This window comes from Amycolatopsis antarctica, assembly GCF_002262875.1.
Classification (GTDB): Bacteria; Actinomycetota; Actinomycetes; order Mycobacteriales; family Pseudonocardiaceae; genus Amycolatopsis; species Amycolatopsis antarctica.
On record NZ_NKYE01000028.1, the window covers coordinates 1 to 23,536 of the forward strand.

25 protein-coding genes, 1 tRNA gene and 1 other RNA gene are annotated in these 23,536 nt (G+C 70.5%); 16 read left to right on the top strand and 11 right to left on the bottom strand.

The genetic code is table 11. The features are described 5' to 3' along the window. Positions 1 to 475 precede the first annotated feature (475 nt). The 7 genes from CFN78_RS27630 (at position 476) to CFN78_RS27660 (ending at position 5,844) form a co-directional block, all read left to right on the top strand. Positions 476 to 549 (top strand) — tRNA-Met (locus CFN78_RS27630). A 450-nt stretch (positions 550 to 999) separates the two neighbouring features. Next, positions 1,000 to 1,500, top strand: coding sequence for a PadR family transcriptional regulator (locus CFN78_RS27635; RefSeq protein ID WP_094866189.1), 501 nt, complete (start codon positions 1,000 to 1,002; stop codon positions 1,498 to 1,500). 78 nt (positions 1,501 to 1,578) lie between these two features. Then, complete coding sequence (prfB, locus tag CFN78_RS27640; RefSeq protein ID WP_205660679.1) at positions 1,579 to 2,679, top strand: peptide chain release factor 2; 1,101 nt, start codon at positions 1,579 to 1,581, stop codon at positions 2,677 to 2,679. Between the two features lie 98 nt (positions 2,680 to 2,777). Beyond that, complete coding sequence (gene ftsE, locus CFN78_RS27645; protein WP_094866193.1) at positions 2,778 to 3,467, top strand: cell division ATP-binding protein FtsE; 690 nt, start codon at positions 2,778 to 2,780, stop codon at positions 3,465 to 3,467. Positions 3,468 to 3,531: 64 nt separating this feature from the next. Continuing rightward, positions 3,532 to 4,431 carry a permease-like cell division protein FtsX gene (ftsX, locus tag CFN78_RS27650; protein WP_094866195.1) on the top strand — a complete coding sequence of 300 codons (900 nt, stop codon included), beginning with the start codon at positions 3,532 to 3,534 and terminating at the stop codon, positions 4,429 to 4,431. Positions 4,432 to 4,471: 40 nt separating this feature from the next. Beyond that, positions 4,472 to 4,951: an SsrA-binding protein SmpB gene (smpB, locus tag CFN78_RS27655; RefSeq protein WP_094866197.1), complete on the top strand. Its 480-nt coding sequence runs from the start codon at positions 4,472 to 4,474 to the stop codon at positions 4,949 to 4,951. Continuing rightward, entirely contained in the window at positions 4,951 to 5,844 is an 894-nt protein-coding gene (locus CFN78_RS27660) for an amidohydrolase family protein (RefSeq protein WP_094866200.1), read from the top strand. The genes smpB and CFN78_RS27660 overlap by 1 nt, the downstream gene beginning before the upstream one ends. Before the next feature lie 11 nt (positions 5,845 to 5,855). Here CFN78_RS27660 and CFN78_RS27665 read toward each other — a convergent pair whose 3' ends face one another. Continuing rightward, on the bottom strand, positions 5,856 to 6,080 hold the full coding sequence (locus CFN78_RS27665; protein WP_094866202.1) for a hypothetical protein: 225 nt from the start codon (positions 6,078 to 6,080) through the stop codon (positions 5,856 to 5,858). Positions 6,081 to 6,169: 89 nt separating this feature from the next. Further along, positions 6,170 to 6,628: a MarR family winged helix-turn-helix transcriptional regulator gene (locus CFN78_RS27670; protein WP_094866204.1), complete on the bottom strand. Its 459-nt coding sequence runs from the start codon at positions 6,626 to 6,628 to the stop codon at positions 6,170 to 6,172. A 94-nt stretch (positions 6,629 to 6,722) separates the two neighbouring features. On the opposite strand from CFN78_RS27670, the gene CFN78_RS27675 reads away from it, so the two are divergent. Next, positions 6,723 to 7,094 (top strand): cupin domain-containing protein, encoded by a 372-nt coding sequence (locus tag CFN78_RS27675; protein ID WP_094866206.1) that lies wholly within the window; start codon positions 6,723 to 6,725, stop codon positions 7,092 to 7,094. Between the two features lie 7 nt (positions 7,095 to 7,101). Here the strand turns inward: CFN78_RS27675 and CFN78_RS27680 are convergent, their stop codons facing one another. The 3 genes from CFN78_RS27680 to CFN78_RS27690 all read right to left on the bottom strand — a co-directional run bounded on the left by CFN78_RS27680 (position 7,102) and on the right by CFN78_RS27690 (position 9,715). Then, a complete protein-coding gene (locus CFN78_RS27680) occupies positions 7,102 to 7,746 on the bottom strand; it encodes a response regulator transcription factor (RefSeq protein ID WP_094866208.1) in 645 nt (214 codons plus the stop codon). A 71-nt stretch (positions 7,747 to 7,817) separates the two neighbouring features. Next, complete coding sequence (locus CFN78_RS27685; protein ID WP_094866210.1) at positions 7,818 to 8,948, bottom strand: sensor histidine kinase; 1,131 nt, start codon at positions 8,946 to 8,948, stop codon at positions 7,818 to 7,820. Positions 8,949 to 8,995: 47 nt separating this feature from the next. Next, positions 8,996 to 9,715, bottom strand: coding sequence for a sensor domain-containing protein (locus CFN78_RS27690; protein WP_094866213.1), 720 nt, complete (start codon positions 9,713 to 9,715; stop codon positions 8,996 to 8,998). 180 nt (positions 9,716 to 9,895) lie between these two features. On the opposite strand from CFN78_RS27690, the gene ssrA reads away from it, so the two are divergent. Beyond that, positions 9,896 to 10,266, top strand: a transfer-messenger RNA (tmRNA) gene (gene ssrA, locus CFN78_RS27695). Between the two features lie 151 nt (positions 10,267 to 10,417). On the opposite strand, the gene CFN78_RS27700 is transcribed toward ssrA, so the two are convergent. The 3 genes from CFN78_RS27700 to CFN78_RS27710 all read right to left on the bottom strand — a co-directional run bounded on the left by CFN78_RS27700 (position 10,418) and on the right by CFN78_RS27710 (position 12,312). After that, entirely contained in the window at positions 10,418 to 11,065 is a 648-nt protein-coding gene (locus CFN78_RS27700) for an MSMEG_1061 family FMN-dependent PPOX-type flavoprotein (RefSeq protein WP_094866215.1), read from the bottom strand. Between the two features lie 71 nt (positions 11,066 to 11,136). Continuing rightward, positions 11,137 to 11,469, bottom strand: a complete 333-nt coding sequence (locus CFN78_RS27705) for a plasmid stabilization protein (RefSeq protein ID WP_094866217.1) — start codon at positions 11,467 to 11,469, stop codon at positions 11,137 to 11,139. Between the two features lie 60 nt (positions 11,470 to 11,529). Then, positions 11,530 to 12,312 carry an IclR family transcriptional regulator gene (locus CFN78_RS27710; protein WP_094866220.1) on the bottom strand — a complete coding sequence of 261 codons (783 nt, stop codon included), beginning with the start codon at positions 12,310 to 12,312 and terminating at the stop codon, positions 11,530 to 11,532. Positions 12,313 to 12,400: 88 nt separating this feature from the next. On the opposite strand from CFN78_RS27710, the gene hutH reads away from it, so the two are divergent. From hutH to hutI, 5 genes are read left to right on the top strand one after another with little or no spacing between them, the layout of a single operon-like run. Next, positions 12,401 to 13,957, top strand: a complete 1,557-nt coding sequence (hutH, locus tag CFN78_RS27715; RefSeq protein ID WP_094866222.1) for a histidine ammonia-lyase — start codon at positions 12,401 to 12,403, stop codon at positions 13,955 to 13,957. A 13-nt stretch (positions 13,958 to 13,970) separates the two neighbouring features. Further along, positions 13,971 to 15,644 carry a urocanate hydratase gene (hutU, locus tag CFN78_RS27720; protein ID WP_094866225.1) on the top strand — a complete coding sequence of 558 codons (1,674 nt, stop codon included), beginning with the start codon at positions 13,971 to 13,973 and terminating at the stop codon, positions 15,642 to 15,644. Next, positions 15,641 to 16,840, top strand: a complete 1,200-nt coding sequence (locus tag CFN78_RS27725; protein WP_094866227.1) for an allantoate amidohydrolase — start codon at positions 15,641 to 15,643, stop codon at positions 16,838 to 16,840. Before hutU ends, CFN78_RS27725 begins: the two co-directional genes overlap by 4 nt. Beyond that, complete coding sequence (locus CFN78_RS27730) at positions 16,837 to 18,141, top strand: formimidoylglutamate deiminase (protein WP_094866229.1); 1,305 nt, start codon at positions 16,837 to 16,839, stop codon at positions 18,139 to 18,141. Before CFN78_RS27725 ends, CFN78_RS27730 begins: the two co-directional genes overlap by 4 nt. Beyond that, positions 18,129 to 19,292 carry an imidazolonepropionase gene (gene hutI / locus CFN78_RS27735; protein ID WP_094866232.1) on the top strand — a complete coding sequence of 388 codons (1,164 nt, stop codon included), beginning with the start codon at positions 18,129 to 18,131 and terminating at the stop codon, positions 19,290 to 19,292. The genes CFN78_RS27730 and hutI overlap by 13 nt, the downstream gene beginning before the upstream one ends. 33 nt (positions 19,293 to 19,325) lie before the next feature. Here the strand turns inward: hutI and CFN78_RS27740 are convergent, their stop codons facing one another. Next, a complete protein-coding gene (locus tag CFN78_RS27740) occupies positions 19,326 to 20,138 on the bottom strand; it encodes a hypothetical protein (protein ID WP_205660680.1) in 813 nt (270 codons plus the stop codon). Continuing rightward, entirely contained in the window at positions 20,135 to 20,350 is a 216-nt protein-coding gene (locus CFN78_RS27745) for a hypothetical protein (protein WP_094866234.1), read from the bottom strand. Before CFN78_RS27745 ends, CFN78_RS27740 begins: the two co-directional genes overlap by 4 nt. Before the next feature lie 176 nt (positions 20,351 to 20,526). Between CFN78_RS27745 and CFN78_RS27750 the strand changes: the two genes are divergently transcribed. Together CFN78_RS27750 and CFN78_RS27755 are read left to right on the top strand one after the other, a co-directional pair. Further along, on the top strand, positions 20,527 to 22,089 hold the full coding sequence (locus CFN78_RS27750) for a sensor histidine kinase (protein ID WP_094866237.1): 1,563 nt from the start codon (positions 20,527 to 20,529) through the stop codon (positions 22,087 to 22,089). Next, on the top strand, positions 22,086 to 22,739 hold the full coding sequence (locus CFN78_RS27755; RefSeq protein WP_094866240.1) for a response regulator: 654 nt from the start codon (positions 22,086 to 22,088) through the stop codon (positions 22,737 to 22,739). Before CFN78_RS27750 ends, CFN78_RS27755 begins: the two co-directional genes overlap by 4 nt. A 52-nt stretch (positions 22,740 to 22,791) precedes the next feature. Here the strand turns inward: CFN78_RS27755 and CFN78_RS27760 are convergent, their stop codons facing one another. Then, a complete protein-coding gene (locus CFN78_RS27760; RefSeq protein ID WP_094866243.1) occupies positions 22,792 to 23,457 on the bottom strand; it encodes a GOLPH3/VPS74 family protein in 666 nt (221 codons plus the stop codon). Positions 23,458 to 23,536 lie beyond the last annotated feature (79 nt).

Genomic DNA, 23,536 nt, shown 5'->3' on the forward strand with positions numbered 1-23,536 from the left:
GGTGATAACCAGACGAGCCTTCGACATGCCCGAGCATCCAGCCCACCCAGCCAGTCGCCGATGACCCGCGACTCGTGTCGCCTATGACCTGAGACACCTGTCGCCTATCTCCTGAGCCAGGACACTGTCCCCGCTACAGAGGTTGGAGGCCCGGCCTGCGGAATACGCAGGCCGGGCCTCTTTCGTTGTGTCTCCTGGGGGTCCAACCCCCAGACCCCGGCCAAGAGGGGCTTCGCCCCCTTGGATCCCCCTCCTTGGTTGGCTCGGGCGGTTGGCTCGGCTCGGTCTCGGGGGTTTGGGGCTTCGCCCCTTGTCCCCTTCGCGGGGCCGCTGGGGGCCGTCGAGTGCGTTCGGGCGTTGGGTGGCCCAAGGGGCGGCTGGGCGGGTGGAGTCGCGCGGCTGCCGGAGGTGGCGGTTAGAGGGGGGCGGTGTCGGGGGCCCGGAAGGGATCGGATACGTTATCCCTACACACCGACGCGGGGTGGAGCAGTTCGGTAGCTCGCTGGGCTCATAACCCAGAGGTCGCAGGTTCAAATCCTGTCCCCGCTACAGAGGTTGGAGGCCCGTGCCTGCGGAATTCGCAGGCCGGGCCTCTTTCGTTGTGTCTCCTGGGGGTCCAACCCCCAGACCCCGGCCAAGAGGGGCTTCGCCCCCTTGGATCCCCCTCCTTGGTTGGCTCGGGCGGTGGGGCTCGGCTTGGTCTCGGGGGTTTGGGGCTTCGCCCCTTGCCCCTGGGGGGCCTGCTGGGGCGTTGAGATCGGGTTGGGTCGGGTGGTCCATTGTGGAGGGCGGCGGGGGGATCGGCACTGTGCGTGACCGTCGCGACGGCGCCCGGGGCGTGATTGGGCCGGGCGGGCGAACGAACCCCGCGCCGATCGTCGTAAGCGCCGCGGGGTAATCACTTACACGACAGCAACGTTGCGTTACCGCGACTAGCCACAATGGACGGAATCGGTGACCATTGTGGACAGATAGCCTCGTTCGTGGCACCGTGGACATGTGTCCGAATTGAATGCAACCGCCGCCGCTCTGCTCGGTCTGCTCCACGACGGTCCCGCCACCGGCGGGCAGCTCGTCGCAGGCGCCGATGAACGCTTCGGCGCCTTCTTCAGCGTCACCAGGAGCCAGGTCTACCGCGAACTGCCCGCGCTGTCCAAAGAAGGCCTCGTCCGCCTCGGCAAGCAGGGCCCGCGATCCAGCCAGCAGTACGTCATCACCGCCGCGGGCAAAAAAGCCTTCAAGTCGTGGTTGACCTCCGAAGCGGGCCCAGACCACCTGCGCAGCCCGCTCATCCTGCGCCTGGTCAACGCCGGCACCCTCACCGCCAAGCAGCGCGCCTCGCTCATCGAGTCCGCCCGGGGCGCGTACACCCGCGACCTCGACGAGGCCAAGGCCGCGACCAAGGCCGCCGACGGCCCCTACGCGAAAGCCGTCGCCGAGTTCGGCCAGGCACACGCCAAAGCCGCACTCAAACTGCTCGACACCATCCCCTCCAACTAGCCCCTCGCACCAGCCTCGACGACACCCGCGACCGGTTACCCGTAACCGGTCGCGGGTTTTGCCGTAACCTTGCGCGACGTGAGCGCCGAGTTTGAAACAGACCTCAAGGACCTCGCCGGCAAACTGACCCAGGTCGAGTCGGTGATGGGCCTGGACGCCCTGCGCGCCGAGGTCGCCGATCTGGAGCAGCAGGCGTCCAACCCCAACCTCTGGGACGACCCCGAAGCCGCGCAGAAGGTCACCAGCAGGCTGTCCCACCGCCAGGCCGAACTGCGCCGGGTGTCCGAACTCCGCCAGCGCGTCGACGACCTCGAAGTACTGCACGAGCTCGCCCAGGCCGAGGACGACAAGGGCAGCCTCGACGAGGCGCACGCCGAACTCACCCAGCTCGCCAAGGAGATCGACGTCCTCGAAGTACGGACGCTGCTCTCCGGCGAGTACGACGGCCGCAACGCCATGATCACCATCCGCTCCGAAGCGGGCGGCGTCGACGCGGCCGACTGGGCCGAGATGCTGCTGCGCATGTACCTGCGCTGGGCCGAACGGCACTCCTACACCACCGACGTCTACGACATCTCCTACGCCGAGGAAGCGGGCATCAAGTCCGCCACCTTCAAGGTGAGCGCCTCCTACGGCTACGGCACGCTCTCCGTCGAGCAGGGCACCCACCGGCTCGTCCGCATCTCGCCCTTCGACAACCAGAGCCGCCGCCAGACCTCCTTCGCGCACGTCGAGGTACTGCCCGAGGTCGAAGAGGTCGACCACGTCGAGATTCCCGAGAAGGACATGCGGATCGACGTGTACCGCTCGTCCGGCCCCGGCGGCCAGAGCGTCAACACCACCGACTCCGCCGTGCGCATCACACACATCCCCACCGGCGTGGTCGTCTCCTGCCAGAACGAGAAGTCACAGCTCCAGAACAAGGCCGCCGCGATGAAGGTGCTGCAGGCGAAACTCCTGCAGCGCAAGAAAGAAGAAGAGCGCGCGGAGATGAACGCGCTCAAGGACGGCGGATCGAGCTGGGGCAACCAGATGCGGTCCTACGTGCTGCACCCGTACCAGATGGTCAAGGACCTGCGCACCGACTTCGAGGTCGGCAACCCCACCGCCGTCCTCGACGGCGACATCGACGGCTTCCTCGAAGCCGGAATCCGCTGGCGCAAGACCACCGACGCCTGACCCGGCCGGGCCCCTCGAACGGCGGTACACCAGGGCCGCCGCGCGCGTTGACGGAGGCAACCCGGGCTTAACGGACGCGCCGAGTAGGATTCGGCCTCGTGATCCGGCTCGAAGGTGTATCCAAGGTCTACAAGACCTCGACCCGCCCCGCACTGGACAGTGTGTCCGTCGAGGTAGACAAGGGCGAGTTCGTCTTCCTCATCGGTCCCTCGGGATCGGGGAAGTCCACGTTCCTCCGGCTTCTGCTGCGCGAGGAAGTACCGAGCAAGGGTCGTCTCCTCGTCTCCAACTTCGACGTCGCCAAGATGGCCCGGCGCAGGGTCCCCCGCCTGCGCCAGACCATCGGCTGCGTGTTCCAGGACTTCCGCCTGCTGAGCAACAAGACGGTGTCCGAGAACGTCGCCTTCGCGCTCGAGGTGATCGGCAAGCCCAAGCACACCATCGCCAAGGTGGTGCCCGAGGTGCTCGAACTCGTGGGCCTCGACGGCAAGGCCGACCGGATGCCGAACGAGCTCTCCGGTGGCGAGCAGCAGCGCGTCGCCATCGCCCGCGCGTTCGTGAACCGGCCGCTCGTGCTGCTCGCCGACGAGCCGACCGGAAACCTCGACCCGGACACCAGCCAGGACATCATGCTGCTGCTGGAGCGCATCAACCGCACCGGCACCACGGTGCTGATGGCCACCCACGATCACTCCATCGTCGACTCCATGCGCAGGCGCGTGGTCGAGCTCCAGCTCGGCCGTGTCGTCCGCGACGACGCACGCGGCGTCTACGGCGTCGGGCGCTGACCCAGCCGACACCTCCCCACCCCCCGCTCAGGCCCCGACCCCGACCAAAGGGACATCCACCCCGATGCGTGCCAGCTTCGTGTTCAGCGAGGTCATCACCGGTCTCCGCCGGAACGTCACGATGACCATCGCGATGATCCTCACCACGGCGATCTCGCTCGCCATGCTCGGTGGTGGTCTGCTGATCGTCCGCACGATCGACAAGATGCAGACCAACTACCTCGACGACGTCGAGGTGACCGTCTACCTGACGCAGGACATCAGCGCCAACGACAAGCCGTGCGCCGCTGAACCCTGCTCCACGATCCGCAACTCGCTGGAGGGCAACCCGGCCGTCGAGTCCGTCGTCTACGAGGACCGCGACACCGCGTTCGAGCGTTTCAAGCGCATCTTCGAAGGCCAGCCCGAACTCGTCGAGCTCGCCCGCCCCGAATCACTGCCCGCCTCGCTGCACGTCAAGCTGTTCGATCCGCAACGCACCGACGTCATCACCCAGGAGTTCGGCGGCCAGCCAGGCGTCGACAAGGTCGACGACCAGAGCAAGTTCCTGGACAACTTCTTCAACGTCCTCAACGGCATCCGGAACCTGACCTTCGTCGTCGCCCTGCTACAGGCGTTCGCCGCGCTGCTGCTGATCTCGAACACCATCCAGATATCGGCGTTCACCCGGCGCACCGAGGTCGGCATCATGCGGCTCGTCGGCGCCACTCGTTGGTACACCCAGCTCCCGTTCCTCATCGAGGCGGTGGTCGCCGGTCTCATCGGCGCGATCCTGTCGATAGGCCTGCTGGTGGTGGGCAAGGTGGCGTTCTTCGACTCACTGATAGGGGTGACCGGCGGCATCATCCCGCAGACGACTCTGCTGGACCTGGCGTGGCCGGTGGCACCGATTCTGCTCGGGGTGTCCGTGCTCATCTCCGCTGTCACCGGATACGTCACGCTCCGCCTCTACGTCCGCCATTAACCGGCTGCCCTCGGCACCCGCCTCACGTAGAGTCGCTGTCATGGCTAAGGAACAGGGCCGGAAGGTGATCGCGTCGAACCGCCGTGCGCGGCACGACTACGCGGTCATCGACACCTATGAGGCCGGCGTGGTGCTCGTGGGAACCGAGGTGAAGTCCTTGCGCGACGGCAAGGCCTCGCTGGCCGACGCCTTCGCCACGGTCGACGACGGCGAGGTCTTCCTGCGCGGCCTGCACATCGCCGAGTACGGCTGGGGGAGTTGGACCAACCACGAACCCCGCCGGACCCGGAAACTGCTGCTGCACCGGGGCGAGATCGAGAAGCTGATCGGCAAGACCAAGGAGAGCGGGCTCAGCCTCGTCCCGCTGTCCATGTACTTCTCCGACGGCAAGGTCAAGGTGGAACTCGCGCTCGCCAGGGGCAAGAAGGCCTACGACAAGCGGCAGACCATCGCCAAGCGCGACGCCGACCGGGACATCTCGCGGGCGATGGGGCGCGCGCTGAAGGGCCGCTACAACTAGTGGGGCCGGCCTCCGACGCGGAGATCGCCGACTGGGTCCGTTCGCTCGGACTCGACGGCCTGGTCGACATCCACGTGCACTTCCTGCCGGAGAGCATGCTGCGCAAGGTGTGGGCCTACTTCGACCGTGCAGGCGAGCACTACGGGATGGACTGGCCGATCCACTACCGGACGCCGGAACCCGAGCGGGTACGGGCGCTGCGTTCCTTCGGGGTCGCGCGCTACGCGCCGCTGGTGTACCCGCACAAGCCGGGAATGGCCGCGTGGCTCAACGGCTGGGTACGCGAGTTCGCCGAGGCCACCCCGGAAGCCGTGCCCACCGCGACGCTGTACCCGGAAGCCGAGGCCGTGTCCTATGTGGAGGACGCACTGAGCACGGGGGTGCGCTGCTTCAAGGCACACGTCCAGGTCGGCGGCTACGACCCGCGTGACCCGCTGCTCGACGGCGCGTGGGGCGCCATCGCCGAATCCGGCGTTCCCGTCGTCGTCCACTGTGGACATGGGCCGCTGCGTGGTGAGCACACCGGGCTGGACGTCTTCGATGAGGTGTTGCGCAGGCATCCACGCCTGACCGCGGTGCTCGCCCACGCCGGGATGCCCGAGTACCGGCTCGCCCTTGACCTCGCCGCCCGGTACCCGCGCGTTCACCTGGACACCACGATGGTCGGTGTCCCGTTCACCGAGCGGATGATGGCCCTGCCGCCGGACTGGCCCGCGCTGCTCGTCCCGCTGGCCGACCGCATCGTGTTCGGCACCGACTTCCCGAACATCCCGTACTCGTACGCCACGCAGTTGCGGGCCATCGCCTCCTGGGCGGTGGCCGACGATCGGCTCGGCACGCCGTTCCTGCGCCGCGTACTGCGCGACACCCCCACCGCGTTACTCGGCGGCTGAGGGAGGACCGCCTACGCGTTCTCCGGATCCGCCAGGCCGCACAACCGGTACTGCCAGCCGTTGTCCGGGCAGTAGGCCAGTTCGTACCGCGTCTCGATCTTCGGCCCGTCGTGCAGGTGAACGTGCCGGATGACGGCGCCACGCACGAGTTCGGTGTCCCCGATCCGCTGTACCCGGCCGTCCAGCGGCCCACCGAAGTAGCGGACGCTGGTGCCAGGCTCTGCCGGTGTGCTCATGCGTACGCCTCCTCGCCGGTGCGCCTTCTGCCCGAATCGTAAGCGGACGAGTGGCAGCAGCGCCTGCCGCGGATCGGGTGACGAGCGGCTCACCAGACCGGGCGCAGTGTCACCGGGCGTCGCGTGCCCGCGTCGGCGACGAACGCGCCCAGTCCCGTTCGCACGGCGTCCAGCTCGCCGGGCCCGATCAGGGTCGCCCAGCGCTGCTCGATCTCGGCGGACACAGCCACGACCCGGTCGATGCAGTGTCGTCCCCGCTCGGTGAGCACGACCGTCCGGGCCCGGCGGTCCGACGGGTGGGGACGGCGCTCGACGTACCCGCGTCGCTCCAGTTCGTCGACGAGCTGCACGGCGGCCTGCTTCGTGACGCCGAGGTGCTCGCCGAGTTCGACGACCCCGGCTCCGCCGCGGACCGAGAGGAACTGGAACGCGAAGCCATGCGCGGGACGAACGCCGTCGAAGCCCTCGGCGGCGATCCGCTCGTGCACCTCGTCCATCAGCGCCCGGAACGTCAGTGCCAGCAGGGCAGGCAACTCTCCTTCGGCCACGTGCACCCTCCAAGGTAGACAAGTAAGTTGACTATATGGACAAGCTGCTTTACTTTATAACCTCCTGTTCCGACTCGACCCACCGGAGAACTTCATGACCCTGCTCGCCGCGTCCGCCGCCGCGACCTTCGAGAACGACGGCTTCACCTTCCGCTCGCTGGCCGTGCCCAGCCGGGGCACCACCGAACTCGCGGTGTGGACGCTGGAAGTCGCGCCCGGCGCGGTCAGCGAGCGGCACACGGTCAGCCGGGAGGAGGTGTTCCTGCTGCACGCCGGCGAGATCGTCGCCGAGATCGGCGGCGTGGAGTACCGCCCGGGCCCCGGCGACGCGGTGATCCTCCCGCCGGACACCCCCGGCAGGCTGGCCAATCACGGCGGCACCACGGCGCGGCTCACGGTCTGCACTTCCCGCGGTATCCGCGGGACGATCGGCGAGACCACCATCGACCCGCCGTGGGCGCGCTGACGCCGGCTCAGCCGCGTCCGAGATAGGTGAGCACGGCCCGGACCCTGCGGTGCTCCACGGCGCTGGCCTCCAGGCCCAGCTTCGCGAAGATGTTGCCGATGTGCTTCTCCACCGCGCCGTGCGAGACGACGAGCGTCCTCGCGATCGCGGTGTTCGACAGCCCCTGCGCCATCAGGCCGAGCACTTCCGACTCGCGTGCGGTCAGCGCGTCGAGCGGGTTCTTCCGCCCGCGCGCCATGAGCTGCGCGATGACGTCCGGATCGATCGCCGTGCCGCCACCGGCCACCCGGCGCACGGCGTCGGTGAACTCCGCGACGTCGGCGACACGCTCCTTGAGCAGGTAGCCGACGCCGCCCGCGCCACCGGAGAGCAGCTCGACCGCGTAGCTCTCCTCGACGTACTGCGAGAGCACCAGGACCGGCAGGCCCGGGACCAGTTCGCGGGCCCGCAGAGCGGCGCGCAGGCCCTCGTCGGTGAAGGTCGGCGGCATCCGTACGTCGACGATCGCCAGATCGGGACGGTGCTCGGTGACGGCGCTCAGCAGATCCTCGCCGTTGTCCACGGCGGCGGCCGTGGCGATCCCGTCGTCGGCCAGCAGCCGCTGGACCCCCGCCCGCAACAGGACGGCGTCCTCGGCGATCACCACGCGCATGTCCGGCTCCCCAGTCCGTCGACCACTCTCGTCAGCGGAGCCTATTCACTCATGGACGCGGGCGCGGACGATCACCAGGTGCAGGGCAGGTCCGCGCGGATGACCGTCGGGCCGCCCGGCGGGCTGACCACGGTGATGACGCCGTCGATGGTCGCCGCCCGGTCGGCGAGTCCGGCGATCCCGCCGTGCGGGCGCATCTGCGCACCGCCGTGACCGTTGTCGGTCACCTCGACCACGACGGTGTCCTCGGTGCGCCACAACCGCACCCCGGCCTCGGTGGCACCCGAGTGCTTGGCGACGTTGGTGAGCGTCTCGCCGACGATGAAGTACGCCGTCGTCTCCACCGCCGCGGGCGGCCGGGGATCGACCTGCACCGACACGTCGACGTGGATGGGGGCCTTGGCCGCCTGCGCGGACAGCGCGGCGTCCAGCCCGCGGTCGGCCAGTACGGCCGGGTAGATGCCGCGCGCCAGGTCGCGCAGTTCCGAGACGGCGAGCTTCGCGTCCGAGTGCGCTTCGTCGATGAGGCCGCGCACCGCGTCCGGATCGTTGTCCAGCTTCGACTTCGCGCGGCCCAGGCTCATCGCCACCGAGACCAGCCGCTGCTGCGCGCCGTCGTGCAGATCGCGCTCGATGCGCCTGCGTTCGGCCTCGGCGGCGTCCACCCCGCGGGCCCGCGAGGCCTGCAGGTGCTGGGCCTTCGCCTCCAGCTTCTGCGTGCGCGGGGGGCTGAGCATGGTGAGCGCGACCTGGCCGTGCATCCAGCCCAGCCACGGGGCGACCCACACGCCCAGCGGGAGCAGGATCGTCGCGGCGATGCTGAAGGCAAACTCGAAGACCCCGAACGGGAAGATCAGCATCAGGTAGCCGAGATCGCGCCAGGTCGTCGAATCGGTGAGCTGCGCGCGCCAGCGGCGCAGTACCGGTTCGCCCGGCGGTGCGGGCACACGATCCGGCACCGGGGTGTCCAGCGCCCAGCGCACCCAGCGGCGCTCCACATCGCCGAACCAGCGCACCAGCCACGTCGTGGCCAGCAGGACCGGGATGCCGACCCAGATCACCATCGTCGCCAGGCCCACGGCCATGCCGACGACCAGGACGATGAACTGCACCAGCCGCAGCGGGAACCCGGCGAACATGAACACGATCGTCCGCCACGCCCTCGGCCGCGGTTGCTCGAGAGCCACCCGCTCCTCGGCCATCGACCGGCCTTCCTGCCGTGCTGGGATGTGCCCGTCCTCCGGGACGCTCACCATCCTGCCACCGCGTTCACCCCGTACGGGGCGTCCACGGGGATCCCGGCGTCCTCATGCCGGGGCGTGCCACCGGCCGGGCCGAGCAGCACCCTGGCGAACCGGGCGTGCGCGCCGGCGATGGCCTTGGTCAGCGCGACCGAAAGGGCCGCGAAGAACACGCCAAGTGCCGCCCAGGGGAGCGCCTCGAACGTCGAGTCCACGGCGAACCACGACCAGCCGTCTGAGGGAAGGTGGAAGGTGCCCCCTGGCAGGTAGCGGAAATAGACCGGCAGAGCGACCAGGGAGAGGCTGGTCGCCCAGAACGCCACCATCAGGGTGAACTGCGCGATGCCGAGCGGGAACAACAGCACCAGGTACGCGAGGTCGCGCCAGGTCGCCGGATCGCCCAGCCGCGCCTTCCACCGTTCCCGCTGGCTCCCCTCCGGCAGCGAGCGGTACGGCATCGGCACCCAGGTGTCCAGCAGGGCGTACAGCCGGGCGCGCTCCAGCCGGGCCGCTCCCCGCCAGCCCAGTACCAGCAGAGCGAGCAGCGGGACGCCCAGCCAGATGATCGCGGTGCCCACCCCGACCGCCGCCCACGTGGTGAGCAGCACGAAGGCGAGGATGCCGAGCGGAAAGTTCAGCAGCAGGTAGGTGAGGGATCCCCAGAACCCAGGGGCCGGCCGGGTGTCCCCGTGCTGGACGTCCTCGTGCTGGGTGGATGCCGGCGTCATGTCTGATCCTCTCCTCGTCGATCGGATTCAGCATGGCCACTGCGCGGTGCGGGCGACATGGTGCGCACGGGCAGGTCGCAGGTGGGGGCAGCCCTACCCTCGGGCGGGGAATGAAACCGCTTGCCGGACGCGTTATCCTGGACAGGTTGTTGTCAGAGCCCTTCGCAGTAAGGGCGTCAAGGGGGTGAACGGTTTCGACTCTGGACGTTGATTCAGGTGAAGCGTGCCGGTGCAGGCGAGAGACCACCGTAAGCGTCATCGCAAACCAATAAGCGCCAAGGCCAATAGCCAGCGCGACTTCGCCCTCGCTGCCTAAGCGAGTGCGAGTCTGTCGGCCCGGGAGTGCCTCCGTCCCGGTCGCCGGCATCAGCTAGGAGGCTTACCGCCGTTCCCGGTCACGGGGACCGGTTGGGAAACCAACAGTGGCTGGGCCCGTCACATCGGCTTGTTCGCGTGACCGATGGGGCCAAGTAGAGACACAGCGGACTGCGCACGGAGAAGCCCTGAAAAGGCGACAGAGGACCCGGGTTCGATTCCCGGCACCTCCACTCGACGAACGGCGAGTGCTCACGGAGAGCACTCGCCGTTTCTCGTTCCCGGTGCCTCCCGGGGTTGTGACACCCGGACCCCGCCCGGGGCAGGCCCGTGAAGCCACGCGTGCCGGTGCTCAGCCTTGCGGCCGGCCTCCACGCGGCGAGGCGCTCAGTACCTGTTGAGCCGGGCGTCCAGTTTCAGCGCCGCGTTGATCAGCGATTCCGGGCCCTTGATGCCCGCCTGGCTCTTGGCGATCCGGCCGGCGCTGGGCACCGTGGACCGGTCCGGCCAGGTGTCCTGCTCCCACAGCGAGGAGCGCAGGAACGCCTTGGCGCAGTGCAGGAACAGCTCGTCGATCTCGACGACGACCGCCAGGTCCGGCCGCTTGTGCTGCACCTCGAGCCCGGTGAAGTACGGGGCCTCGCGGACGATGGTCGCCCTGCCGTTGACGCGCAAGGTCTCGCTTATCCCGGGCACGACGAACAGCAGGCCGACCTGCGGGTGGCGGAGGATGTTGCGCAGGCTGTCCAGCCTGCGGTTGCCCTTGCGGTCGGCGATGACGATGGACTTGCCGTCCTCGGCGACGAGCACGCTGCCCGGCGGGTCGCCGCGCGGCGACACGTCCAGGCTGCCGTCGTCGGCGGTGGTGGCCAGCAGGAAGAACGGTGAGGCTTCGATGAACAGCCGCGACTGCTCGTCGACGTGGTCTATCGCCTTGTCCGCGATGGCCTGGACCGGTTCCTTCACCACCTCGCGCAGTTCGGCCTCCGTCGACACGGTGCGCACCCCGTCGCCGAGCGCGTTCTGCACCCCCATGGGACTCCCTTCGTCCGTGAACTCGTCCACTCGCGAACTTAGGGTAGCCTAATCGACTGATCGGGGGTGCGTCAGTGTCCCAGCGCCTCACGCAACTGCGCCTTGGTCATCGTGGAGCGGCCCTTGATGTTGCGTTGCGCGGCCTCGTTGTAGAGCTGGTCGCGGGTCGGCCCGTTCGGACCCTGGTTGTTGCCGGAGCGCTTGCCGCCGCGGTGCTGCGGCGACACGTCGTTCACCGAGGTCTTGCTGGCCTGGTCCGACTCCCCGGACCGCGCCCGGTTCTTGTTCACGGTGCGCGCGGCGATCTCCTCGGCCCGGTCCTCGCTGGCCCCCTGTTCCTTCTGGGAGTGCTTGATGTGGGCGTACTGACGCTCACGCTTGTCGTTCCAGTTCTGCTGCGGCATGGATGGACACCTCCTCCACCAGCGATTACCCGGCCGGATCGGAGTGAAACTCCCCGAAGATCAGCCGCGCCTGCCACCGATCCGCTCGGTCACCTCGTCCGCGACCCGCCGCACCCGGGCGGCCAGCCCGGACCAGTCGGCCGCGCAGGGAGTGCTCTCGCACCGGTGCCGCAGGGTGACGCTGATCGACGCGAGCGGCCGGTGTCCGTGGTCGAACACCGGGTAGGCGACCGAGGCGAACCCCTCGGTGACGTGACCGTCCTCGGTCGCCCAGCCCTGCCTGCGCTCGGCGCCCAGCGTGCTGCGCAGTCCGGCCAGGCCGCGCGGGCCGCGGTCGGTGCGCCGGACGAACGCCGCCGCCGACGGGAACAGCGCCCGCACGTGCGCGGCGGGCAGGTACGCCAGCATCGCCCGTCCGGAGGCGGTGAGGTGGGCAGGCAGGCGGACACCGACGTCGGTCACCAGCGTCTCCGGCCGCGCCGGACGTTCCTTGATCAGGTACAGCGACTCGTTGCCGTGTAGTACGCCCAGGTGCGCGTTGTGTCCCACCTCGTCCACCAGCCTGCGCAGCAACGGCCCCGCCACGCGCTCCAGCGGATCGTGGCGCAGGTACGCCGACCCCAGCTCGAACGCGGCGATACCGAGGCCGTAGCGGCGTTCGTGCGGCAGGTGTGTCACGAATCCGGCGGACTCCAGCTCGGCGAGCAGGTGGTACGTGGTCGAGCGGGGGAGGCCGAGTTCCCTGGCCACCGTCGCCGCCGACACCGGGCCCGCACGGCCGCCGAGCACACGCAGCACCGCCAGGCCACGCCGTAACGCGGGCACGTCCGTGCTGTGTCCCATCGGCCCTCCCGTGCTGTTGTCTGGAATACCAGACGCAATCCGGCGTGGCGCGATTTTCGCCGGAGGGGCACGCGGGTGCAATGGGGGCATGTCACAGACAGCCCGACCAGACAGCGCGGCCAGGACGGTGGAACTCGGCGGGCCACTGCCCAGACAGGACGTCGTCGCCGTCGCCCGCGGTGGCGCCCGCGTCGACCTGAGCGACGCCGCGGTCAAGGAGCTCACCAGGACGCGGGCACACGTCGAGGCGCTGGCCGAGGCCACCGAGCCGACGTACGGTGTCTCCACCGGCTTCGGCGCGCTGGCCGTCCGGCACATCCCGCCCTCCAGTCGTACCGCCCTGCAGCGTTCGCTGATCCGTTCGCACGCCGCGGGCGCGGGCGCGGCCGTGGAGCCCGAGGTGGTGCGCGCACTGATGCTGCTGCGCCTGCGCACGCTGTCCACCGGGCACACCGGTGTGCGTCCCGGCACCGCCGCCACGCTGGCAGCGCTGCTCAACGCCGGGATCACTCCCGTGGTGCACGAGTACGGTTCGCTGGGCTGTTCCGGCGACCTCGCCCCACTGGCCGCCGTCGCGCTCACGCTGATGGGGGAGGGCGAGGTGATCGCGGCCGACGGCACGCTCCGTCCCGCCGCCGACGCCCTGCGCGAGGCCGGGATCGAACCGGTGGAGCTGGCCGAGAAGGAGGGCCTGGCGTTGACCAACGGCACGGACGGCATGCTCGGCATGCTCGTGCTGGCGCTGGCCGACCTGCACCGCCTGCTCGACGTCGCCGATCTGACGGCCGCGATGAGCGTGGAGGCACTGCTGGGCACCGACCGTGTGTTCGCCGCCGACCTGCAGGCGCTGCGCCCGCATCCCGGCCAGGCCCGGTCCGCGCAGCGCATCCGGGACGCCCTCGCCCGTTCGGAGATCGTCGCCAGCCACCGCGGCCCGGACTGCACGCGGGTGCAGGACGCGTACTCGCTGCGCTGTTCCCCGCAGGTGCACGGCGCCGCCAGGGATACGCTGGCGCACGGCGAACTGGTGGCCGACCGGGAACTCGCGGCGGCCGTGGACAACCCGGTGGTGCTGGCCGACGGCAGGCTGGAGTCGAACGGCAACTTCCACGGCGCGCCGGTCGCGTACGTGCTGGACTTCCTCGCCATCCCGGCCGCCGACGTCGCCAGCATCGCCGAGCGGCGCACCGACCGGATGCTCGACGTGGCCCGCTCGCACGGCCTGCCCGCGTTCCTCGCCTCGGACCCCGGCGTGGACTCCGGGCACATGATCGCGCAGTACACGCAGGCCGCCGTCGTCAGCGAACTGAAGCGGCTGGCCAATCCCGCGTCGGTCGACTCGATCCCGAGCAGCGCCATGCAGGAGGACCACGTCTCGATGGGCTGGTCGTCGGCGCGCAAACTGCGCAGGACCGTGGACGGGCTGACGACCGTGCTGGCCGTCGAGTACCTGACGGCGGCTCGTGCGCTGGACTTCCGTGCCCCGCTGCGGCCGGGGCCCGCCACGGCCGCAGCCCGCGACCTGCTGCGTACCCGCGTCGACGGCCCCGGCCCCGACCGGCACCTTGCCCCGGAGATCGCCGCGGCCGAGGACCTGATCCGTTCCGGCGCGCTGCTCGACGCGGTCGCCGACCACCTGCGATGACCTGGAGGAACACATGACACGCACCGTTCGTGCCGCCACGGGGACCACGCTGACCGCCAAGAACTGGCAGTCCGAGGCCGCGTTGCGGATGTTCCACAACAACCTCGACCCGGACGTGGCCGAGCGCCCGGAGGACCTGGTCGTCTACGGCGGCACCGGCAAGGCCGCCCGCGACTGGGCCAGCTTCGACGCGATCACCCGTGAACTGTCCACTTTGGATGCCGACGAGACTTTGCTGGTGCAGTCCGGCAAGCCGGTCGGCGTCTTCCGCACGCACGAGTGGGCGCCGCGGGTGATCCTGGCCAACTCGAACCTGGTCGGCGACTGGGCCACCTGGCCGGAGTTCCGCAGGCTGGAGTCGCTGGGCCTGACGATGTACGGCCAGATGACCGCCGGTTCGTGGATCTACATCGGCACCCAGGGAATCCTGCAGGGCACCTACGAGACCTTCGCGGCCGTGGCGCACAAGCGCTTCGGCGGCACGCTGGCCGGCACACTGACCCTGACCGCGGGTCTCGGCGGGATGGGCGGCGCGCAGCCGCTCGCGGTCACCATGAACGACGGGGTGGCGCTGGTCGTCGAGTGCGACCCGACCCGGGCGCAGCGCAGGCTGGAGACCCGCTACCTGGACGAGCTGGCGACCGACATCGAGGACGCGATGCGGCGGGTCACCGCCGCGAAGGCCGAGCGCCGCGCGTTGTCGGTGGGCCTGATCGGCAACGCCGCCGAGGTGTTGCCGAAGCTGTTGGAGGCCGGGCTGGAGGTGGACATCGTCACCGACCAGACGTCCGCGCACGACCCGCTGGCCTACCTGCCGCTCGGCATCGAGGTGGACGACTGGGGCGACTACGCGGCGAAGAAGCCGGACGAGTTCACCGATCGCTCGCGCGAGTCGATGGCCGAGCACGTCGAGGCGATGCTGGGCTTCATGGACCGTGGTGCCGAGGTGTTCGACTACGGCAACTCGCTGCGCGGCGAGGCCAAGCTGGGCGGCTGCGAGCGGGCGTTCGACTTCCCCGGTTTCGTGCCCGCGTACATCCGGCCGCTGTTCTGCGAGGGCAAGGGCCCGTTCCGCTGGGCGGCGCTGTCCGGTGACCCCGCGGACATCGCGGCCACCGACCGGGCGATCCTGGAACTGTTCCCGGAGAACGAGTCCCTGGCCCGCTGGATCAAGCTCGCCGGGGAACGTGTTGCCTTCCAAGGACTTCCGTCGCGGATCTGCTGGCTCGGTTACGGCGAGCGGCACCTCGCGGGTCTGCGCTTCAACGAGATGGTGGCCAGCGGTGAGCTGTCCGCGCCGATCGTGATCGGCCGCGATCACCTCGATTCGGGCAGTGTCGCCTCGCCGTACCGGGAGACCGAGGGCATGGCCGACGGGTCCGACGCGATCGCCGACTGGCCGCTGCTCAACGCGATGATCAACACCGCGTCCGGCGCGAGCTGGGTGTCCATTCACCACGGCGGCGGTGTCGGCATGGGACGGTCGATCCACGCCGGTCAGGTGTGCGTCGCGGACGGCACCGAACTGGCGGCGCGCAAGCTGGAGCGGGTGCTCACCAACGATCCGGGCATGGGCGTGATCCGGCATGTGGACGCCGGATACGAGGAGGCGTCGGCCGTCGCGAATGATCGCGGAGTGCACATTCCGATGGCAGTGGCGAACCCGCAGCGGGACGGCGTCGTATGACGGCCTCGGATCTGCTCGCCCAGATCGCGGGCACCGGCAGGGACAGCGCCCGCGGCGGCTACTCCCGGCACGCCTTCGACGCGGCGGAGCTGGACCTGCGCACCTGGTTCACCGAGCAGGCGCAACGGCGCGACCTCGATGTCGAGACCGACCGCAACGGCAACATCTGGGCCTGGTGGGGCACCCCGGGCCCGGACGCCGTGGTGACCGGCAGCCACCTCGACTCCGTGCCCGGTGGCGGCGCGTTCGACGGGCCACTCGGTGTGGTGAGCGCACTGGACGCGGTGGACACCTTGCGCGCCAAGGGTTTCACCCCGGCCAGGCCGATCGCGCTGATGGTGTTCGCCGAGGAGGAGGGCGGCCGCTTCGGCGTGCCCTGCCTGGGCTCGCGGCTGCTCACCGGGGCGATCGACGCCGACCGCGCCAGGGGCCTGCGGGACCCGGACGGGATGACGCTGGCCGAGGCGGCGAAGCGTGCCGGACACGACCCGGAACGCTTCGGCGCGGATCCGGCGGCGCTGGCCCGGATCGGTTGCTTCGTCGAACTGCATGTCGAGCAGGGCCGCGGTCTCGTCGACGTGGACGCCCCGGTGGCGGTCGGCAGCACGGTGATCGCGCACGGCCGGTACCGGTTCTCCTTCGCCGGACAGGGAAACCACGCGGGGGCGACCTTGCTGGCGGATCGCCGGGACCCGATGCTCCCGGCGGCCGAGGTGGTCGCCGCCGCGCGTGCCGCCGCCCGCAGGACCGCCGACGCCCGTGCGACCGTCGGCAGGCTCGTCCCGACGCCGGGCGGCACCAACGTCATCGCCTCCACTGTGGACCTGTGGCTGGACGCCCGGGTTCCCGGTGACGGCCGGACGCACGCTCTGGTCGAGGAGATCACCGCGGCGGCGCGCGAGGCGGCGTTCCGGGAGGGCTGCGAGGTGACCGTGACCGAGGAGTCCTACTCGGACACCGTCACCTTCGACGCGGGTCTGCGCGACCGGATGGACGGGGTGCTCGGCGGCGTCCCCGCGCTGCCGACCGGCGCGGGTCACGACGCCGGGATCCTCGCCGGGCACGTGCCGTCCGGGATGCTCTACGTGCGCAACCCGACCGGTATCAGCCACGCCCCTGAGGAGTTCGCCGAGGCGTCCGATGTGGACACCGGCGCCGGCGAACTGGCTCGGGTACTGGAGAACCTGGCCGGATGAGCGTCTACTGGTGTGAGTACGCCTGGCTGCCGGACGGGGTCGCCGCGGCGGTGCGGATCGAGGTCGACGGTGCGCTGATCACCGCCGTGACGGCGGGGGCGCCACGCGAGGGGACCGTCCTCGACGGACTGACCGTGCCGGGTTTCGCGAACGCCCATTCGCACGCCTTCCACCGTGCGCTGCGCGGACGGACCCACCACGACCGCGGGACGTTCTGGACCTGGCGGAAGCGGATGTACGCGCTCGCGGAACGCCTGGACCCGGACTCGTACTACCGGCTCGCGCGCGGCGTGTACGCGGAGATGGTGCTCGCCGGGTACACCAGCGTCGGCGAGTTCCACTACCTGCACCACGCTCCGGGCGGCGCCCGCTACGACGATCCGAACGCGATGAGCGCGGCCCTTGCCGCCGCCGCTGCCGACGCCGGGATCCGCCTGACCCTGCTCGACACCTGTTACCTGGCAGGGGGTTTCGGTGTCGAGCTTGGCGAGCACCAGTTGCGCTTCGGTGACGGGGACGCCGAGAGCTGGGCCATCCGGGCGGCGGCGTTCCGCCCGGACCCGGCGCTGGTGCGCCTCGGCGCGGCGGCGCACTCGGTGCGTGCGGTACCGGCGGAGGCACTGCCCGTGGTCGCCGCCTACGCCGAAGGCAAACCCCTGCACGTCCACGTTTCCGAGCAGCGCGCCGAGAACCAGGGCTGCCTCTCGGCCAGTGGCCGCACGCCCACGGCGCTGCTCGCGGAGACGGGTGTGCTGGGTGCGCACTCGGTGGCCGTGCACGCCACGCACCTGACCGGTGAGGACATCGGTGCGCTCGCGCGCACCGGCACCCGGGCGTGCTTCTGCCCGACCACCGAACGGGACCTGGGCGACGGCATCGGACCGGGCCGGGCGCTGCTGGACGCCGGCGTCGGACTGTGCCTCGGCACCGACAGCCATGCCGTCGTGGACGCCTTCGAGGAATGGCGCGCGCTGGAACTGAACGAACGCCTCGCCAGCGAGGCGCGCGGGCGCTTCGCGGTGGACGAGCTGTTCGCCGCCGCCACCGACCACGCCTCGATCGGCTGGGACGGCGTCGGCACGCTCACCGCCGGAGCGGGGGCCGACCTGGTCACCGTGAGCCTCGGTTCGATCCGCACGGCGGGCACCGAACCCGGGGGAGCACTGTTCGCGGCGAACGGCGCGGACGTACGGGAAGTCGTCGTCGCCGGACGGCATGTCGTGCACGAGGGCACGCATCGGCTGATCGAACGACCGGAAGCCGTGCTGGCCAAGGAGATCGAGGAGCTATGTCGACACTGATCACCGGGATCGCGGAGCTCACCACGAACGAGCCCGGCGGTCCACTGCGCGACGCCGCCGTGGTTCTCGACGGCGACCGGATCGCCTGGGTGGGCGCGAGTGCGGACGGGCCCGTGGCCGACGAGCGGGTCGACGTCGCCGGCCGTGCGGTACTGCCAGGCTGGGTGGACAGCCACACACACCTGGTGTTCGCCGGTGACCGGACCGCGGAGTTCGAGGCGCGGATGGCCGGAGAGGCGTACAGCGCGGGCGGAATCGCCGTGACGGTGGACGCCACCCGGGCCGCCACCGACGAGGCGCTGGCCGCGAACCTGCTCCGCCACACCGAGGAGGCCCTCCGCCAGGGCACCACCTGCCTGGAGACCAAGACCGGGTACGGGCTGAGCGTCGCCGACGAGCAGCGGTCCGCGCGGATCGCTGCCGGCACCGCCGAGGAGGTCACCTTCCTCGGTGCGCACCTGGTGCCACCGGGCGCCGACGCGGAGTCCTATGTGGACCTGGTGTGCGGGGAGATGCTGGACGCGGTGGCCCCGTACGTGCGCTGGGCGGACGTGTTCTGCGAAACAGGAGCGTTCGACGAGGAGCAGACCGGGCGGGTGCTCAGCGCGGCGGCGGCACGCGGGCTCGGCCTGCGGGTGCACGGCAACCAGCTCGGCGAGGGCCCCGGCGTGCGGCTGGCCGTGGAGCACGGTGCCGCCAGCGTCGACCACTGCACGTACCTCTCCGGCGCCGACGTCGAGGCGCTGGCGTCCTCGGACACCGTGGCGACGCTGCTGCCCGCGTGCGACCTGTCCACCCGCCAGGCACTCGCCCCGGCGCGCAGACTGCTCGACGCGGGCGCGACGGTCGCGCTGGCCAGCAATGCCAACCCTGGCAGTTCGTACACCACCTCGATGGGCTTCTGCGTGAGCACTGCGGTGCTGCAGATGCGGATGACCGTCGCCGAAGCCGTGTACGCCGCCACGGCGGGCGGAGCACGGGCGCTGCGCCGCCAGGACGTCGGCCGGATCCGGGTCGGTGCCCGTGCGGACGTCCAGGTGCTCGACGCCCCGTCGGTCACCCACCTCGCCTACCGGCCGGGCGTGCCGCTGACGGCGGCGGTGTGGCGGCGCGGCGAGCGGATGCGAACCGAACGCCCGCCGCTGGGCTAGCCAGGGCCTGCCCTTCAGGCAGGCCGCCCGGTGTCAGCGGTCCAGCGACGGTGGCGGGCCGGAGGCGGGCGTGGTGGCCAGCAGCAGATCCGGATCCAGGCCGAGCTCCCGCGCGGCGGCGACGACCCGGGACCGGCTGCCGGACTCGAGTTCGGCGGCCGCCTCGGCGAAGCGGGCGCGCAGTGGCTCGTCGAGGTGGGTCAGCAGGTCGAGGGTGTGCGGCCACAGGTCACCGGCGTCGGCGGCGCGCAGGATCGGCAGGTATCGCTTCGCGGGCAGCAATTCGACCACGTTGCCCGCGCGTGATTTGTCGTCGAGCACGTACGAGGACTGGAGCAGGGCGGAGTCGTCGAGCGCCTCCAGACTGGCGGAGACCGTCGAGTCCGGCAGGCTGCCGACGAAGCGGCCGATGGTGATCCAGTCCTCCCGGCGGGTCAGTTCGCTCGCCACCGCGGCCACGGTGTCGCCGGGGATCCGGGCGATGATCCGGCTGGCCCGGCGCGGATCGAGCTGCGCGGCCACGTCGGCGAGGAACGTGGGCGAAAGCCTGCTCGCGACGTCGACCCCGCGCGCGACGTCGACCAGCCCGGCGATCCGGGCGCAGAGCAGTGGCCCGAACACCCGCTGGGCGATCTTCGCCAGCACGGGGGCCGGGACGAGTTTGCTGGCCAGCGCCATCCGCTGCAGAACGGCCTCGTTGGCGTCGAAGAGCAGGTCGGTCGCCTGCTCCCGGAAGGCACGCAGATCCGCGGCGGGTACCTCGGCGAGGAAGCCCAGCCGGTCGGGCGCGGTGTCCAGCACGCGGGCCAGCTTCAGGATCTCGGCGCGCGACTCAAGGTCGTTCACAGGCCGACCACCTTGCGCACGGCACCCCGCAGCAGGGCGGGCACGTACTTCAGCGACTCCTCGCCCGCTCTGCCCAGCGCGGCGGACTGCTGCCTGCGGGCGTCGCGCAGCGCCTCGGCGAGGACCTGCCGCTCGTCGGCGCCCAGCGCCTCGATGCCGGGTGGCAAGGGGCCGTCGAGCTGATCGGACAGACTGCGTGCCTGGTCGGCCATCGTCGGCCTCCTTTCGTCGCCGCGTGCGCGGGTCGTTCGATGATGATGCGTCCTCGGGCCCACGGTCCGCGACCCCGACCGTATAGGTGAACGGGCTTCACGTCCTCGTGTGCAGTCGGTGTCCGTTGACTTTCGGCAGTACTGCGCCTCCACGTTCCGGTTGTAGCGTCGGCCGGGTGCAGCGGAACTGGAGCGGACGGGCCGGCGTCCTGCTCGAAGTGGGCGTGTTCGTCCTCATCGGCGCCGATGTCTGGTACGAGACCAGGCAGAACGGCGACTGGGAGCTGGTGGCGGGACTCGTCCTGACCACGCTCACCCTGGTGCTGGGTCGCCGTCTTCCCGCGGCCTCGCTGGCAGTGGCCGCGTTCGGCGGCCTGATCGCGATGGTCGACCTCGGGGGCAGGTTCCCGGCCTGGCCGGTGCTGCTGATGATCGCCGCCGGGTACTACGCGGGCAGACGGATGGAGACCGTACGCCCGGTGCTGGGGATTCTGGCCGCGGTGACGGTGGTGGCACTGCCCGTCTCACTGACCGAGGTGTCCGACGGGCTCGGTAGCTGGCTGTCGCTGCTGGTGACCCTTCTGTTCGCCGCATTCGTACCGTGGCACCTCGGTCACTATCTGCGCCTGCGCGCGGACCTGGAGCGCACCGGATGGCGACGTGCCGAGGAACTGGAAGCGCGGCAGCGGATCACCGCCGAGCAGGCCCGGCTGCGCGAACGCGCCCGGATCGCCAGCGACATGCACGATTCGCTCGGTCACGAACTGAGCCTGATCGCCCTGCGCGCCGCCACCCTCGAACTGTCGTCCGATGTGGACGAACGGCATCGGGCCGCCGCCGGGGAGCTGCGGGAGAGCGCGGCCACCGCCACCGAACGGCTGCGCCAGATCATCGGGGTACTGCGCGAGGACGCGCCGCCCCCGGTCGAACCGGCCGACACCGACGTGGCCGGCCTCGTCGAGCGGGTCAGGGGGTCCGGGGTCGCCCTGGAGTCCCGTGTGGACGATGTGAGTGACGCACCGCCGATGGTGCGCAGGGCGGTGTACCGCGTCGTCCAGGAGGCACTGACCAACGTCACCAAGCACGCACCGGGTGCGGCGGCGAGCGTGTGGGTGGAGTGCTCGGCCGCCGAGACGGTGGTCGTGGTGCGCAACGCCCGCCCGCCCGCGGGCTCGCTTCCCGGCGTGCCGTCCGGCCAGCACGGGTTGGTCGGCCTGCGCGAGCGTGTCCGGCTGGTCGGTGGCACGCTCGCGGCAGGCCCGTCCGGCGACGGGTTCGAGGTGCGCGCCGGGCTGCCGCACGACGCCGCCCCTGCCGCCGATGCGCCGGAGACAGAGGCGGAGCGCTCCGAGTCGGCGCGTGAGCTGGCATCCGCCCGGCGCAGGGTTCGCCGCACCCTGGCCGGCGCCGTCGCCGCCCCCGCGGTGGTGATCGTGGTGGCCACCGTCGTCGGCGTCGTGCAGTACGCCTACAACTGGTCGTCCTCGACGCTCGACCCCCTGCGGTACAACGAACTCCGACTCGGCGAGTCCAGGGTGGACATCGGCCAGGTGCTGCCCCGCAGGCAGACCGTCGAACGCCCGGACGCGGAGCCGGAGCGCCCGCCCGGTTCACGCTGCGAGTACTACCGTACGGACCGGAGCCTGTTCGAGCTGTCGAGCGAGTCGTACCGGTTGTGCTTCGACCGCGACCTGCTGGTGTCCAAGGACCTCATCCCGGAACGACGAGGAGACGAATGATCCGCGTGCTGCTGGCCGACGACGAGGCGATGGTGCGTGCCGGCGTCGCCGCGATTCTGGCCACCGACAGCGGGATCGAGGTGGTGGCCGAGGCGGGCGACGGCCGTGAGGCGATCGAGCGCGCCAGGGAGACCCGGCCGGACGTGGCGCTGCTCGACATCCGGATGCCGCAACTGGACGGGCTGGAGGCGGCCGCCGAGATCCGCCGCCTCGTGCCGGAGACCGCCATCATCATGCTGACCACCTTCGGCGAGGACGACTACATCGCGAAGGCACTCGCCTGCGGGGCGGGCGGATTCCTGCTCAAGGCGGGCGACCCGAGGGAACTGCTGGCCGGGGTGCGGGCAGTCGCCGACGGTGCGGCGTTCCTCTCACCGAAGGTCGCCCGGCGGGTCATCGAGCAGTTGTCCGGCCAGCAGCTCTCCCGCGGCGCGCGGGCTCGCGAACAGGTGGCCGCGCTGACCGACCGGGAACGGGAGGTACTCGGCCTGGTCGGCAGCGGACTGTCCAATGCGGACATCGCCGCACGACTGCATGTCGTCGAGGGCACGGTGAAGGCCTATGTCAGTACGATTTTCACCCGCCTCGGCGTCCGCAACCGGGTGCAGGCGGCGATCGTCGCCTACGAGGCCGGCCTGGTCTCCGGCTGACACCGTCGCCTGGCCACCTCGAACACGAAGCACGGTCGCCTTCGAGGAGGTCCTAGTTGTTGCCGATGACGCCGACGGCCGTGGCGACTCCGACCGCTACGCCGGCGTTCGCTACCTGGACGATCGCGTTGTTCACGGCCGCGGAACCCCAGTCACTCTCCTGCAGCTCCCGCGCGCGGACGGCGATCTTGCCCGACCAGCGGATCGCGGGGTGGAACTCGGGAAGTGTGCCGCTGGCGGCCAGCATGGCGGCGAGTACGCCGGTGCGCGCGTCGGGCTTCACTCCGTCCTCGAACACCGCACGCATGCGCTCCAGCAACTCGGCCTCGTACGCCGGATTCTGCGCGGGCATCTTCGTGCTCGGGATGAAGCCGAGCATCTTGGAACGCTCACGTCGGATGAAACCCCGCTCCACCAGCCGATCGAGTACCTGCGCGTGCAGGTTGGCGCCGATCTCCATCAGGCTGGTCTGTACGTAGCGGGGCCGTTTCGCCGCCTGCGCCGCGGCGGAGTCCAGCAGTGGGTCGCCAAGGGGATCACCCGGAACGGCGTGCACGGACTGTTTCCGATCGACCTCGACGCGACCGAGAAGCGCGAGTTCCATCAGCACCGCACCACCGAGCGAGTAGTGAATCGTGCCCGCACCCTTGAGGGCACCGCTCTTGTCGTCGAGTAGAAGCAGCATCAGATCCTCGACGATCAGCAGGTCGCGCCGCATGACGTTTCTCCTCGTGTTCGTGGTCGCCCGTGATCCGCGCGCCTGGCCGGACACGCGCCGAGCCTGTGCGTTCGACTCT